General features: G+C 32.7%; 15 protein-coding genes. 7 read left to right on the forward strand and 8 right to left on the reverse strand.

Translation table 11 applies throughout. The features are described 5' to 3' along the window. Genes thiE through CIGNP91_RS04165 form a run of 5 tightly spaced genes read right to left on the reverse strand, consistent with a single transcriptional unit; the run spans nt 1 to nt 3,519 of the window. The gene (thiE, locus tag CIGNP91_RS04145) at nt 1–609 is read right to left on the reverse strand and encodes a thiamine phosphate synthase (RefSeq protein WP_086224788.1); all 609 of its coding nucleotides are present in this window, start codon (nt 607–609) and stop codon (nt 1–3) included. Further along, a complete protein-coding gene (locus CIGNP91_RS04150; RefSeq protein ID WP_086224787.1) occupies nt 606–1,331 on the reverse strand; it encodes a transporter substrate-binding domain-containing protein in 726 nt (241 codons plus the stop codon). Before CIGNP91_RS04150 ends, thiE begins: the two co-directional genes overlap by 4 nt. Before the next feature lie 9 nt (nt 1,332–1,340). Then, on the reverse strand, nt 1,341–2,066 hold the full coding sequence (locus tag CIGNP91_RS04155) for a basic amino acid ABC transporter substrate-binding protein (protein WP_086253466.1): 726 nt from the start codon (nt 2,064–2,066) through the stop codon (nt 1,341–1,343). A 12-nt stretch (nt 2,067–2,078) separates the two neighbouring features. Next, a complete protein-coding gene (locus tag CIGNP91_RS04160; RefSeq protein ID WP_086253467.1) occupies nt 2,079–2,807 on the reverse strand; it encodes an amino acid ABC transporter ATP-binding protein in 729 nt (242 codons plus the stop codon). Next, complete coding sequence (locus CIGNP91_RS04165; RefSeq protein WP_086229218.1) at nt 2,800–3,519, reverse strand: amino acid ABC transporter permease; 720 nt, start codon at nt 3,517–3,519, stop codon at nt 2,800–2,802. The genes CIGNP91_RS04160 and CIGNP91_RS04165 overlap by 8 nt, the downstream gene beginning before the upstream one ends. 186 nt (nt 3,520–3,705) lie before the next feature. On the opposite strand from CIGNP91_RS04165, the gene CIGNP91_RS08595 reads away from it, so the two are divergent. The 3 genes from CIGNP91_RS08595 (at nt 3,706) to flgG (ending at nt 5,607) form a co-directional block, all read left to right on the forward strand. Beyond that, nucleotides 3,706–3,882 carry a hypothetical protein gene (locus CIGNP91_RS08595; protein WP_180383212.1) on the forward strand — a complete coding sequence of 59 codons (177 nt, stop codon included), beginning with the start codon at nt 3,706–3,708 and terminating at the stop codon, nt 3,880–3,882. A 109-nt stretch (nt 3,883–3,991) separates the two neighbouring features. Beyond that, nucleotides 3,992–4,807 (forward strand): flagellar hook-basal body protein, encoded by an 816-nt coding sequence (locus CIGNP91_RS04170; RefSeq protein WP_086253468.1) that lies wholly within the window; start codon nt 3,992–3,994, stop codon nt 4,805–4,807. Nucleotides 4,808–4,818: 11 nt separating this feature from the next. Continuing rightward, a complete protein-coding gene (gene flgG / locus CIGNP91_RS04175) occupies nt 4,819–5,607 on the forward strand; it encodes a flagellar basal-body rod protein FlgG (RefSeq protein ID WP_086253469.1) in 789 nt (262 codons plus the stop codon). A gap of 44 nt (nt 5,608–5,651) precedes the next feature. On the opposite strand, the gene CIGNP91_RS04180 is transcribed toward flgG, so the two are convergent. Beyond that, nucleotides 5,652–6,815 carry a hypothetical protein gene (locus CIGNP91_RS04180; protein WP_086253470.1) on the reverse strand — a complete coding sequence of 388 codons (1,164 nt, stop codon included), beginning with the start codon at nt 6,813–6,815 and terminating at the stop codon, nt 5,652–5,654. A gap of 9 nt (nt 6,816–6,824) precedes the next feature. After that, complete coding sequence (locus tag CIGNP91_RS04185) at nt 6,825–8,324, reverse strand: MBOAT family O-acyltransferase (protein ID WP_086253471.1); 1,500 nt, start codon at nt 8,322–8,324, stop codon at nt 6,825–6,827. Nucleotides 8,325–8,463: 139 nt separating this feature from the next. Between CIGNP91_RS04185 and CIGNP91_RS04190 the strand changes: the two genes are divergently transcribed. Together CIGNP91_RS04190 and CIGNP91_RS04195 are read left to right on the forward strand one after the other, a co-directional pair. Continuing rightward, nucleotides 8,464–9,435: an agmatine deiminase family protein gene (locus CIGNP91_RS04190; protein WP_086253537.1), complete on the forward strand. Its 972-nt coding sequence runs from the start codon at nt 8,464–8,466 to the stop codon at nt 9,433–9,435. Then, a complete protein-coding gene (locus CIGNP91_RS04195; protein WP_086240633.1) occupies nt 9,435–10,301 on the forward strand; it encodes a carbon-nitrogen hydrolase in 867 nt (288 codons plus the stop codon). Before CIGNP91_RS04190 ends, CIGNP91_RS04195 begins: the two co-directional genes overlap by 1 nt. Here CIGNP91_RS04195 and CIGNP91_RS04200 read toward each other — a convergent pair. After that, nucleotides 10,291–10,887, reverse strand: a complete 597-nt coding sequence (locus CIGNP91_RS04200; RefSeq protein WP_180383213.1) for a M48 family metallopeptidase — start codon at nt 10,885–10,887, stop codon at nt 10,291–10,293. The genes CIGNP91_RS04195 and CIGNP91_RS04200 overlap by 11 nt on opposite strands. 199 nt (nt 10,888–11,086) lie before the next feature. Between CIGNP91_RS04200 and CIGNP91_RS04205 the strand changes: the two genes are divergently transcribed. Together CIGNP91_RS04205 and abc-f are read left to right on the forward strand one after the other, a co-directional pair. Continuing rightward, on the forward strand, nt 11,087–12,382 hold the full coding sequence (locus CIGNP91_RS04205; RefSeq protein WP_086253473.1) for an MFS transporter: 1,296 nt from the start codon (nt 11,087–11,089) through the stop codon (nt 12,380–12,382). Between the two features lie 8 nt (nt 12,383–12,390). Further along, nucleotides 12,391–14,319, forward strand: a complete 1,929-nt coding sequence (gene abc-f, locus CIGNP91_RS04210) for a ribosomal protection-like ABC-F family protein (protein WP_086235932.1) — start codon at nt 12,391–12,393, stop codon at nt 14,317–14,319. Nucleotide 14,320 lies beyond the last annotated feature (1 nt).

The following is a 14,320-nucleotide window of genomic DNA, read 5'->3' on the forward strand; positions in this document are numbered from 1 at the left end:
TTATCCCTTTAATATCGTGTTTAATTTGGCTAGATTTTGCGTGATTGACCCAGATGTATATAGTGCTGAAACAATGGCTATATAATCAATTTCAAGATCTTTAACGATATTTAAATTTGAGCTATTTATTCCGCCTATTACTGCGATTTTACTAGTTAGGTTATTTTTTGCTTCTTTTATTATATCAAGTGAGCAAATAGACGCATTTGGCTTAGTAGGACTAGCAAACAAAGCTCCAAAAGCTACATAATCAGCCCCATTTTTTACTGCATCTTTAGCACGCTCTAAGTCATTATAACAACTTACTCCTATATATGCATTATAGCCTAAAATATCTCTAGCTTTTTGTAGGCTATCATCATCTTTGCCTATATGTACTCCACTAGCTCCTACTATTTTAGCCAAATTTATATCATCGTTAATAATAAAATGAGCACCGCTATTTTTGCAAATTTGGCTTATATCTTTTAGTAAAGCGATATCGTGATTTTGGCTTTTGTTTCTATATTGGATTATTTTGACCCCACCGGCTAAAAGCTCATTTATTTGAGCTTTTAGAGTGTTTAGTGGGGTGAAGTGTTGATCGGTTAGTGCGTAAATTTGATTCATTTAAGGTCATATTTGATTAAGAGTTTATCATAAGTACCGTTTTCTTTAACCTCTTTTAATCCTGCATTAAATTTAGCCAAGAATTCGCTATCTTTACCTTTATCAAATGCAAATGCAAACCCATCGCTACCATCTGATTCTTCTAAAAAGCTTATGATATCGCTATTTTTCTTAAGATATCCAAATCCTACTGAACTATCAACGATAACTACATCTACCTTGCCAGCTTTTAAATTCATAATTGAACCAGCAATACCTTCAGTTGGTATAACTTTAGCTCCTTTTATAGCGTGAGCTACACCTTCTTGAACCGTACCAAGCATTACGCCAATTTTTAATTTACTAAGTTGTTCTTTATTGGTTATATCTTTATTTGTAGCTAGTTTTAGATATAAATTTTTAGTAAAAAAGTATGGATCGCTAAAATCTACTGATTTTTTTCGTTCTGGTGTAGCACTCATACTAGCTGCGATAGCGTCTATTTTACCAGCTTTTAAAGCAGGGATTAGAGCATCAAAGCCAATCTTTGTAAATTTATACTCAAATCCAGCAATTTTTGAAATTTCATCTATTAAATCGATATCAAATCCAGCAATTTTACCATTTTCGTTTATATAATCAAACGGAGGATATTCAGCATCAGAGCCTACTATAATTGTTTTAGCATTTAAGCTAACTGCAGTCAGTGCAATTACAAGAATAAATTTGAATATATTTTTCATTATTTAACCTTATTTTAGATTATATTTAACTAAAAGCTTATCATATGTGCCATCGTTTTTTAATTCATCAATAGCTGAGTTGATTTTTGCTTGAAGTTCTTTGTGTTTGCCTTTATCAAATGCAAAGCTAAAGCCTTCGCTACCATCTGGAAGATGTAAAAATTCAACTAAATCTGGATTTTGTTTTAAATATCCATAGCCTATTGAGCTATCTACGATAAGAGCATCGGCTTTTGCGTTTTTGACTGCCATAACCGCACCAAATATCTCATCAATAGCCATAACCTTAGCTGATTTAATATCTTTAGCGGCTAGCTCTTGGACTGTGCCTAATTGGACGGATATCTTTTTGCCTTCAAGTTGCTCAAATTTAGTTAGCTCTTTATTATCAGCTCTTTTGATAAATAAATTCATAGTATGATAATATGGTTTGCTAAAATCAACGGCTTTTAATCTTTCAGGTGTAGCACTCATAGCAGCTGCGATTATGTCTATTTTACCAGCTTTTAAAGCAGGGATTAAAGAGTCAAATGAGATATTTACAATCTCAATTTTAAAGCCAACTTTTTTTGCAATTTCAGCGATTAAATCCATATCAAATCCAGTAATTTGATTTTGTTCATTGACAAATTCAAATGGCGGATAAGCGGCATTTGTGCCTACTTTGATTGTTTGAGCATTTGCTGCGACTATTAGCATAGCGATGCTAATTAAAAGTTTAAATAGTAGCTTCATTTTGTTCCTTTATTAGTGATTTAGTACTTTGTTTAAAAACTCATTTAATCTTGGGTGGGTAGTATCTTCAAATATTGCTTCAGGGCAGCCATCTACTGCAATTATACCTTTATCCATAAAAAATATTCTACTAGCTACATTTCTAGCAAATCCCATCTCATGGGTTACTACAATCATTGTTAAACCTTCGTTTGCTACCTCTTTCATAATAGATAAAACCTCGCCAACCATCTCAGGGTCTAAAGCACTTGTAGGCTCATCAAATAATATAACTTCAGGTTTTAAAGCTAAACTTCTAGCTATTGCAATTCTTTGTTTTTGGCCGCCACTTAGTTTGTGTGGATATGTATCGGCTTTGGATTCTAAGCCAACTTTTTTTAAAAGTTCAATAGCTCTATCTTTTGCTTCAGATTCACTACATAGTTTAGCTTGTACTGGCGCTAGGGTTAAATTTTGCATTACAGTTTTATTGGCAAATAGATTAAAATGCTGAAATACCATACTTACTTTTTGTCTAATTTTATTAATATTAACTTTTTTATCTAAGATATTTTGGCCATCTATTATTATCTCTCCATCTGTAGGCTCTTCTAATCTATTTAAACAGCGTAAAAATGTACTTTTACCGCCGCCACTTGGGCCAATTACAGCTACTACCTCGCCTTTATTTATTTGTGTATTAATGCCGTTTAAAACGCATAAATCACCATAGTTTTTTATTAAATTTATTGTCTTAATCATGTCTATTTAGCCTATTTTCTAATAATTTTGCCATAACGGAGAATAGTTTAACATTAGCATAATACACCACACCAGCAAATAAAATTGGCTCAGGAGTAAATAGTGTAGATTGCAAGCTTTTGCTCTGCATTGTTAAATCAAATATTCCTATTAATCCTACTACAGATGTCTCTTTAAATAAGCTTATAAATTCATTAGCAAGAGCTGGTAGAATATTTTTAATTGCTTGTGGGAATATTATTAGACGCATTGAAACACTGTAGCTTAATCCCATAGCACGAGCTGCTTCCATCTGACCACGATCGACACTATTGATACCGCTACGAACTATCTCAGCGACATACGCAGAACTATTAAGTCCTAGGGCAATCACAGCTGCATAGAAGTTATCGCTAAGTGTAGCAAGAATGACAAAAGCAAATATCATTAATTGTAAAAGTACAGGCGTACCACGAATAATATCTATATATTCATCTATAAAAAATGATAAAATTTTAATATTTAAGAATTTTAAAAAAGCTAATATAAAGCCCAAAACAATACCGATGCTAATCCCGCCAAAAGTAAGCATAATGGTAGTAAAATATGCATTTGTGTAGGCTGATTTTTGTGCTGATGTAAGCTCACTAGGAAATGTAAGCCACACGCCAATAACAATTATACTAACAGAAAAGATGAATTTAAAAAATTTTTCATTGAGTAATTTAGTCAAATTTATAAACCTTATTTTGATTTTAAAGTAATTTGCAATTATACATTAAAATTAATTTTTTATAGCTTAAGATTTTTATATGATTATCTTTTTTTATTGTTGATTTATTATATTTTTAATATTATAAAACATTAAGATATAATTTAATAGATATTATCAATAAGAGCAAATAATGAGTATAGAGTATTGCCAAATAGTGGCGAAGTAATAAAGCAGAGCAAAAACTCATCTATAATAGAGTTAGCTCAGCTTAGTAAAGATACAAATGATAGAATAAATAGAGCATTGCATAGCAGTATGCCTAAGGCTAAAATAAGTATTCTAAGTAAATATGATAATAGAATGCGATATGTGCGTGGGTGAGTAGCAATTTGTAATTATAACATATAGAAACTAAGGGGGTTCTTATAATTTAAATTCAAAATTGGAACACAACTTGCTTAAGGACTAGCAAATTAACGCAGGAGCGATTATGCAAAATGGATATTATCAAGCAACTGGCGCAATGGTGACTCAGTTTAACCGCTTAGATATCATTACTAATAACTTAGCTAATGTAAATACTAGCGGATATAAAAAAGATGATGTGGTGATAGCTGATTTTGAAAGAATATTTAAAGAGACAAAGGATGCTTTGCCGCTAGAAAATCACACTAAAGATTCAGCTAAATTTCTAAACCGCACATTAAATAGAGTGCCACATATCAATGAGATTTATACTGATTTTGGCACTGGTGGGCTAAAGCATACTAATAATCCGCTAGATATATCACTTGGCAAAAATGATTTATTTTTACTAGTAGATAGTCCATCAGGTATAAGGCTGACTAAAAATGGCTCACTAAATTTAGATAGTGAAGGGTATTTAGTTACAAAAGAGGGTTATAGAGTACTGCCTAGCAACTATGCTGCTCAACAAGGACCAAATAGAGGTATTCAAATCCCGCAAGATACTCAAATGACAGTCGACAAAGATGGTAATATTTACGCAGGAGATGAGCCTGTGGGGAGATTTTATATCGCTCAGCCTAGAGAGATTAGAGATTTACAAAAAGAGGGCGATAATCTCTATAAACTAGATAATATCGATGGCCTAACTGACAATATTGAAAGTGGATCAATCGCTCAAGGCTATGCACAAATCTCAAATGTAAATCCAGTTAAAGAGATGGTAAGTCTAATTGAAACACAAAGAATGGTAGATATGTACCAAAAAGTTATGACAACGCATATGAGCGACCTTAACCAAGATGCAATAAATAAACTAGCTTCTATGAGAGCTAATTAAAGGATAAGATAATGATAAGATCACTATATACAGCAGCTACAGGTATGATAGCACAACAAACACAAATAGATACAACTTCGCACAATATCTCAAATGTCAATACTATAGGCTTTAAGAAAAATAGAGCCGAATTTGCTGATTTAATGTATCAAACAATGCAATACGCTGGTACTCCTACAAGCGCTACTACAATGAGTCCTACAGGTATGGAAGTAGGTCTTGGCGTGCGTCCGACTGCTATTACAAAGATATTTGGGCAAGGATATTTTAAAGAGACAGGAAATGCACTTGATATGACAATTGCCGGTAATGGATTTTTCCAAGTTCAGCTTCCAGATGGTACTACAGCATATACAAGAAATGGCTCATTTAAGTTAGATGGCGATGGAAATATAGTAAATAGCGATGGTTATAGACTACTTCCTGAGATGACTATCCCAGCTGATGCTACTGAAATTTCAATAGGAACTGATGGAACTATATCAGTACTTCAACCAGGTAATGAAGAGATGACACAGATCGGTCAAATAGAGTTAGCTAACTTTATAAACCCAGCCGGACTTCACGCTATGGGGGATAATCTATTTTTAGAAACTGCAGCGAGCGGAGCACCAAATATCGGTAATGGTGGTACTGATGGCTTCGGTCAGATCAAGCAACACTTTGTAGAGATGAGTAATGTCCAATTAGTAGAAGAGATGACTGATCTTATCACAGGCCAAAGAGCTTATGAAGCCAACTCAAAAGCTATCACAACAAGTGATGAAATGCTCCAAACCGTAAATCAGCTAAAACGATAATTTAAATAATTAAATTTGATATAGCCCTATTTATGGGGCTATATTTACTGCTTTATCTGCTCTATCTCTACATTTTCTAAAGCTTTGATAAATGGCGTTATATCATAGGATTTGATCTTTTGCTCCAGTGTTGCTAGATATTTATCTATATTTTGTGGAGTTAGGATATTTGTTTGATTTTTTATAGCGTCGAGTTGGATTGAATTCAAATCTTTGTTATAATGTGGCAAGTCTCTATAATTAGCAATATCATCAGCATAATCTAATTCATCAAATCCATATACTTTGACATTTTTATAACTACTACTTTGAGTGATAAAGTATCTTAAAGATTTCTCCCAAGTATAAAAAAACTTGGAATTATCATTATATATTGTTTCTATATTTTGCATACGATAAAATAATCTTGAATATGTTGGGATGATGATCGAAAATTTAGTATCTGGATAATCTCTAAAAAATCTAATTAGATATTTGTGTAGGTAATCTTGTTGGGGTGAGATATCCCTTATATCTTCTTTTTCAATATTTTTTATATTGCCATTTTTGATATCTATTAGTGTTTGCTTGATCGTACCATTATCTTTATTTTTTATCCAGTTATCAAATCCACCAAATAGTTCTTTATATTCTTTATACCAGTTAGTGATTTGATAGATATCATCTATTGCGCCTACACATCCTTTATCATCTGAAAATTTAAGAGCACAAATCATAAATTTAGAATTTCTATATAATTTTGTATCATTATATGGGTTATTATCGTATAGAAAATCCCAATCCAAAGTGCTATTGCTTAGTATATTTACCATATTTACCATATAATATCCATCAAGAGAGTATATAATATGTTTTGGATTTTGATTTTGAAAGATATAATCTAAAACCATAGCTCTTTGGTTAAAAGTGCTACCGCTAAGCGATATATTTATCCATCTGCCATCGCTGTTAAGTTTGCTGGTGGCCTCTTTGGAGTCTGTGTTTTCTAGCATTGAGGTGCCTATTATATATGAGTCAAATTTATAATGCTTTATAATCCCCAAAGCTTGTTTTCTCATATCTGCAAAGAATGTAGCTTCTCTAAAGTATGGCTTATGAAATATCTGAAATGGGTCATAAATATATATCAAGCTCAATAAAATAGTACCAAGAGCTATAGGGGTAATGATAGTGGCTATTATAAATTTTTTCGCATTTTTATCTGACATGTTAAAACCTTAAAAATTAAAATATATAAACTCTACATATGGAGTTATGCTAAGTGTGATGAGTGCTATATATAACAACAATCCAGCGAAAATTGCGTTTTTCAAATTTGGCTTAAATGAATTTAGCATCTCAATGCTATTTTTGCACATTAGAGTTATGATTAGTGCGATGATAAGATATATTATAGTATCGTTTCTACCGCCAATTTGCTCTAAAATAAAAGGAAATCTAAGCTTTTGTGGTAGTTCTATCCAGACAACCCCAAACATTCCTTTAAGTAAATTTAAAGCCCCATCTAAGTTTTGACTTCTGAAAAATATCCAAGTGATATTTAAAAAATTAAATGTTATAAACCAGCAAAAAATTTTATAGATTTTTGAATTTGCGTATCTTAATGAGATATCAAAATATAGATAAATTCTATGAATCACCATAGCAATGCCATGAAGCGCACCCCAAATCACAAATCCCCATCCGGCACCATGCCAAATTCCGCTTAAAAACGCCACAATAAAGAGATTTCTAAGGGTTAAAATCTTGCCAAATCTATTGCCACCAAGTGGAATATATAGATAATCTTTTAAGAATCTACCTAAGGTTATGTGCCATCTACGCCAAAATTCGGTTATGCTTAATGATTTATATGGCGAGTTGAAGTTTATAGGCAAGATGATACCAAATATCAGCCCAAGCCCAATAGCCATATCACAATACCCACTAAAATCAAAATATAGCTGAAAAGTATATGAAAGCGATGTTACCCATGACTCTATGATATTCATTACCCCGCCATTTTCTACATAGCTAAATCCAGCATTAGCCCACTTCGCAAAGCTATCTGCGATAAATACCTTTTTAAATAGTCCAATACTAAAGATAAATAGCCCTTTGGCTATGGATTGATATTGAGTAGAAAGATTTTCATTAGCTTTAAATTGTGGCATCATCTCTTTGTGATGGACTATTGGTCCGGCGATTAATTGCGGAAAGAAGCTGATAAACAAGCAATAATCTATAAAATCTATCTTTTTACCATGCTCCCTTAGGTCATTGATATCTACATTTTTATAGCAATCAGTTAAAAATGCGATCTGCTGAAAAGTGAAAAATGATATAGCCAAAGGCAAAACTATATGTGGCAAGGGGATATTGAAATTTAAATTTAAAATTTGATTAAAGAGATTAAAATTTTCTAAGAAAAAATCTGTATATTTAAAAAACCCAAGTAAGCTAAGATTAAGGATAATTCCAATGATTAAAAGGCTCTTACCCCCCCCCAATTTGGCTAATTTAATAGATAAAATTCTACTAGCGATAAGGTAATTTATCAAAATCGACCCAACCAAAATAGGCAGATACAAAACATTCCAAAAAGCATAGAAAAATAGACTTCCAAGGACTAAAAATATATTAGAAGCCCTATGATAATTAAGGTATTTTAATAGATAAAATCCAACTATCATAACAGGCAAAAAGCCAAATATAAAAGCATAAGAGCTAAAAACCATAAATCTCCTTTTGTAAAAATAGCCCAAAATAATAGCAAAAAATTGCTAAATTTAATTTATAGTTTATTGGATTTTAAAATTTTTTTTGTTATTCTTTTGGGATTTAATTAAAGGTATTTTGATGGCAAATTTAGGTAAGATTAGAGCCTTTGGCGAGTGGGAAGACCAAGAGCTTTTAATGCTTAGCATTCCACATATTAATAGCGATTGGGCTGAGTATTTAGATGAGATTTTAGATAGCTATGAAGAGTTAGTAAGGGTGGTTAGTAATTACCAAAAAGTGCTATTGATCGCCCCAAATTCAGGTGATTTTGATAGGTTTAAAAAGTATAAAAATTGCGAATTTTTACAAATCGATACCGATGATACTTGGATTAGAGATTATGGTGCTATCGATGTGAATTTAGGTGATGAGATTATCAGCTATGATTTTAAATTCAACGCTTGGGGCGGGAAGTTTAAAAGTAACAAAGATAATGCGCTAAATAAGAAGTTATTTGAGCATTTTGGTGGCACCTTAGAAGATGTGGATTTGATCTTAGAAGGTGGTAGCGTCGAGTTTAATGGCGATGGAGTGATGCTGACTACTAGCGAGTGCTTGTTAAATGATAATAGAAATAATCTAAGCAAATTTGAGCTAGAAAATAGATTAAAAAATCTCTTTGGGTTAAAAAAGATAATTTGGCTAGAACATGGATTTATAAAAGGCGATGATACCGATAGTCATATAGATACTCTAGCTAGATTTATATCCCCAAATACCATAGCTTACGCAGCTTGTGATGATGAGAGTGATGAGCATTTTGTGGAGTTAAATTTGATGAAAAAAGAGCTAGAATCTAGTGGATTTGAGCTTATAGCACTCAATTTACCTAAGCCAGTTTATTATAATGATAGACGCCTTGGAGCTACATATTGTAACTTTATCTTTATAAATGGTGCTTTGATAGTGCCTACATATGGAGATAAAATCGCCGATGAAAAGGCTATAAACTCTCTTAAAAAGGCCTTGCCAAATAGAGATATAATAGGCGTAGATAGTAGAGTCTTTATCAGACAAAATGGTAGCCTACACTGCTCAAGCCAAAATAGATTTAAAAGGATAAAATAGTGAAAGTAGCATTAATCGCACATAGATATTATGGGGACAAAGATAGCACAATTAAGCATACTACACAGATGATTCAAAAAGCCGCCAAAGATGGAGCACAGCTAGTCGTGCTTCAAGAGCTTCATCAAGGGGCGTATTTTTGTCAAGATGAGAGCGTGGGTAAATTTGATCTAGCAAATGATTATGAAAAAGATAAAATTTATTGGTCTAATGTAGCTAAGGATAATAAGGTAGTGCTAGTAACTTCGCTATTTGAGAAGAGAGCTGAGGGCTTATATCATAATACTTCAGTTGTTTTTGATAGCGATGGAAAAGAGGCTGGCAAATATAGAAAGATGCATATCCCTGATGATCCAAATTTTTATGAGAAATTCTATTTTACACCAGGTGATTTAGGTTTTAGGCCTATTGATACGAGTTTAGGTAGGCTTGGGGTTTTAGTTTGTTGGGATCAGTGGTATCCAGAAGCGGCTAGATTGATGGCTTTAAGCGGGGCTAAAATTTTGATATATCCAACGGCAATTGGATGGTTTGACTCTGACGATGAAGCGACTAAATCGGCTCAATTAGAAGCTTGGGTAGCAGTCCAAAGAGGGCATGCTGTAGCCAATAATCTACCTGTTATCGCTGTTAATCGTGTAGGATTTGAGAGCGATGAGTGTGGTGGTGGGATTAGATTTTGGGGGAATAGCTTTGTTTTTGATGCTCAAGGAGTGGAGCTATTTAGGTCAAATTCAACCGATGAGATCGTCCAAATAGTAGATATAGATATGAAAAAATGCGAAGAAGTTAGGCGATGGTGGCCGTTTTTAAGAGATAGAAGAGTTGAGTCTTACGGCGATATCACAAAAAGATTTATAGATTGAGCCTATCTTTAAAATCAGGCATTAAACTTAGAATAAAATCATAAAATTGCTTTTGGTGGTGCGGATAGATGAGGTGAGCTAACTCATGAAGCACCACATATTCTATAAATTTCTTATCTCTTTGGATTAGCTGGGTGCTGAAATTTAAATACCCTTTTTTACTATTACAACTCCCCCATCTAGTGGTCATATTTTTGATTCTAATAGCATTTATGGATTTGCTAATTTTAGGGCTATAAATAGCGATATATTGGTTGATTAGCTCTTTTAGTGTCTCATTTGCGTAATTATTTAAGGTTTGTAAATTTGGAGTAAATATATATTCACCGCTAAATTTAAACTCATTAGATATTTTGATTTTATAGCTTTTGCCTAGAAATTTTACCAAATTTGGATCGCTTTTTGGGATTTTAAGCAGGGTTTTTTCTATCCATTTAGTATGAGATGAGATAAAGCTTTCTATCTGAAATTTGCTTGCATTGAGTGGAGCTACTAGCTTAATATCGCCAGTTTTAGTAATCTTTAAGCGTAGATATTTTACCCGTTTTTTGCTATATTCTATTTTAAAACCCTCATACTCTATCAAGCTAATTCCTTAAGATTAAATTTCAAGATTTTATTTAAATTATTGCTATATTTATTAAAAAATATTCAAAATTTAAGTTTTAAATTTAAATATTTTTTAAATAAATAGTATTTGATTTAATATTTGATTTTATTATTAAACTCTATTTTAGTAATGCTTTTGTATAATACTAGATTTAATTTTTTAAATAAGGAACAAGATGGCTAGATCATTTAGTAGATCAGACATTAGAATTTTGGGGCTTTCATCTCTTGGTGGAATGCTTGAGTTTTATGATTTTATTATCTTTGTATTTTTTGCTTCTTATATATCATTGCTATTTTTTCCGGCTGATTTAGATCCATTTTGGGCTATTTTTAATACATATGGCACCTTTGCTGCTGGATATTTAGCTAGGCCGATTGGTGGGGTGATTATGGCACATTTTGGGGATAAAAATGGCCGTAAAAATATGTTTATGCTCTCTATTTTGCTTATGGTTGTTCCTACATTTTTATTAGGTATTATGCCAACATTTGAAAGTATTGGATATTTAGCACCAATTATTTTAGTTATTATTAGAATTTTACAAGGTATTGCAATTGGCGGAGAGCTTCCTGGAGCGTGGGTATTTGTTAGTGAGCATGCACCTCGTGGAAAGCTATATACTAGCATAAGCATTCTAACAGCAGCAGTTGTAGCCGGTATCTTGCTTGGTAGTTTTGTTACTATGATTGTTAAAGATATTTGGAGTGATAATGAGATTAGAGATGGGATGTGGAGATTGCCATTTATTTTAGGTGGTGTCTTTGGGATTATATCTATATATCTTAGAAGATATTTAAGTGAAACTCCGGTATTTAAAGAGATGCAAGAGAGAAATGAGCTTGATAAAATTCCTTTAAAATCTGTATTTAAATTTCATAAAATTGATAGCATCGCATCTATGCTTATCACTTGGGTTTTAACTGGATGTATTGTTGTTCTTATACTTTTAATGCCAAATTTTATGCCTAAGGCATTTAACGCTGATGGAGTTGAGTTAGGGCGTCTTACAACTATATATATGCAGATGGGTGCTATAGTTCTTTTATGTTTTGGTTGCTTTATTTATGGTAGATTAAGTGATAAATATGGTATTGCTAAAACTACTTTAGTATTGGCTTTATTATTTTCAATTAGTGTTTATGCCTATTTTGATGCGCTTTATAGTGGGGCGAGTTTTGAGATGGTTCTAGGGCTTTATTTGCTTAGTGGCTTACTGGCTTGTGTTGGTCCATGTGGAGCGCCATTTTTAATGATTGCAATATTTCCTAATAAACTTAGATTTAGTGGGATTTCATTTGCTTACAATATTGCTTATGCTATAGCTGGTGGTGTTACTACTCCATTTGCTACTGCTATGGTATTTAAATTTGACCCTATGTATTTGGCGTATTATATGGTAGTTCTTGGCTTTATAGCTGCTGGTTGTAGTGTATGGTTTATGCTTAGACGCAAAGATCTTAACATATAGGAATTGATATGGCTCTTATTGATCTTATAGAAGTTAGTAAAAAATTTGGCGATAAAATTATTTTAAATGAGACGAATTTCAGTGTAAATGAAAAAGAAAGAATCGCCATAATAGGTAAAAATGGTGGCGGTAAGAGTACATTAATGAAGATCTTGCGTGGAGAGTGCGAGATTGATAGCGGTAGAGTGATAAGGCAAAACTCAATAAGTATTGAGATGTTAGCTCAATCACCTAAATTTAATGATAATTTAAGCGTAAAAGATGCATTAAATTATGAATTAAAAGAGATATTTGATGCTAGAGATGAGTATGAGAAAGTTTTAGCTAAAATAAGCAATGAACATGAAAATCCTGAATTGCTCCACCTCCAAGATGAGCTTGTTAAATTTATTGAGTCTAAAGATGGTTGGAATATAGAAAATAAAATTGAGAGAATTTTAGATAGTTTTGGGCTTAGAGAGTATGAGAATAGGCTTGTAAATAGCTTAAGCGGCGGAGAGATACGCAGAGTAGCACTTGGTGCTTTAATATTAAAAAAACCAGATGTGCTTTTACTTGATGAGCCGACCAATCATCTTGATGTTTATATGGTGAGATTCCTTGAAGAGCTATTATTAGCCTCTAATCAAACAATTGTATTTATTAGTCACGATAGGTATTTTATCGATAGACTTGCTACTCGTTCAGTTGAGATTGAAGATGGAGCATTAAGAAGTTTTGATGGAGGATATGCTAATTATCTAACCAAAAAAGAGGAAATTCTAAGAAGCTTAGCTAAATCTCACGAGACACTAATAAAAAATTTAAAAAGCGAAGAAGAGTGGTTAAGACGCGGTGTAAAAGCAAGGCTAAAACGCAATGAAGGTAGAAAACAAAGAATCTTAGCTATGCGTGAAGAGGCTAAGAAAAATCCAGGATTAATTAGAAGAGTTAAACTAGAGCTAGAAAGAGCTAGTAAGAGTTTTAATGGTGGTGGATTAAATCAAAATCGCAAAAAGATGCTATTTGAGTGTAAAAATTTATCTAAAACTATAGATAATAAGGTACTTTTTAGCGATTTTAATGCTAGGGTTTTACAAGGTGAGCGCATAGGAATAGTAGGTAGAAATGGTAGCGGTAAATCTACTATGCTAAAGATATTGCTAGGAGAGCTAAGCCCAGATAGTGGTGTAATCAATCGTGGCGATATCAAAATTGGCTATTTTGATCAAAGCAGAAAGAGTATTAGTGATGATAAGTCCTTAATTGAGCTATTTTGCCCTAATGGTGGCGATCATATAATGGTTCGCGGAAGAAATTATCATGTGTATGGATATCTTAAAAATTTCTTATTTCCAAAGGAGTTTTTAGACAAACCTGTGGGCGTACTAAGTGGTGGAGAAAAAAATCGCCTAGCTCTAGCTCTTCTTTTTACTAAAGAATATGATTGTTTAATTTTAGATGAGCCAACAAATGATCTTGATATCGCTACTATTAATATATTAGAGGAGTATCTGCTTAGCTTTGAAGGAGCGATATTAATAGTAAGCCATGATAGGTATTTTATAGATAAGATTACTAATAAGCTTTGGGCGTATGAAAATGGCAAAATTGAGCAAATTTATATGGAGTATAGTGAATACTTAGATATAGAAGAGGAGCTAAATCAGCTAAGCGATATAGAATCAGAGCTAGGTCAAAACATAGAAACTAAAGAGAAACAAAAAACATCTAAGGTTAAACTAACCTATAAGCAAAATCAAATCCTACAAAATCACCCAGCACTAATAGAAGCTTTAGAGAGCAGAATAAGTGAATTGAATCACGCTCTTTCAACCCCAGAAATTTACCAAAAAATAGGCTTACAAACTTTATTTGAAGAGCTTGAAGAGAAAAAGGGTGAATTGAATTTGCTAGAAAATGAGTATTTTGAGGTGCTTGAGCTTTCTCAAAATTAAG

This window comes from Campylobacter sp. P091, assembly GCF_002138935.1.
Classification (GTDB): domain Bacteria; phylum Campylobacterota; class Campylobacteria; order Campylobacterales; family Campylobacteraceae; genus Campylobacter; species Campylobacter devanensis.

Excerpts from the sequence above, each read along its gene's own strand:
- thiE (WP_086224788.1), bottom strand. The coding sequence starts at position 609 with ATGAATCAAATTTACGCACTAACCGATCAACACTTCACCCCACTAAAC.
- CIGNP91_RS04150 (WP_086224787.1), bottom strand. The coding sequence starts at position 1,331 with ATGAAAAATATATTCAAATTTATTCTTGTAATTGCACTGACTGCAGTT.
- CIGNP91_RS04155 (WP_086253466.1), bottom strand. The coding sequence starts at position 2,066 with ATGAAGCTACTATTTAAACTTTTAATTAGCATCGCTATGCTAATAGTC.
- CIGNP91_RS04160 (WP_086253467.1), bottom strand. The coding sequence starts at position 2,807 with ATGATTAAGACAATAAATTTAATAAAAAACTATGGTGATTTATGCGTT.
- CIGNP91_RS04170 (WP_086253468.1), top strand. The coding sequence starts at position 3,992 with ATGCAAAATGGATATTATCAAGCAACTGGCGCAATGGTGACTCAGTTT.
- flgG (WP_086253469.1), top strand. The coding sequence starts at position 4,819 with ATGATAAGATCACTATATACAGCAGCTACAGGTATGATAGCACAACAA.
- CIGNP91_RS04180 (WP_086253470.1), bottom strand. The coding sequence starts at position 6,815 with ATGTCAGATAAAAATGCGAAAAAATTTATAATAGCCACTATCATTACC.
- CIGNP91_RS04185 (WP_086253471.1), bottom strand. The coding sequence starts at position 8,324 with ATGGTTTTTAGCTCTTATGCTTTTATATTTGGCTTTTTGCCTGTTATG.
- CIGNP91_RS04205 (WP_086253473.1), top strand. The coding sequence starts at position 11,087 with ATGGCTAGATCATTTAGTAGATCAGACATTAGAATTTTGGGGCTTTCA.
- abc-f (WP_086235932.1), top strand. The coding sequence starts at position 12,391 with ATGGCTCTTATTGATCTTATAGAAGTTAGTAAAAAATTTGGCGATAAA.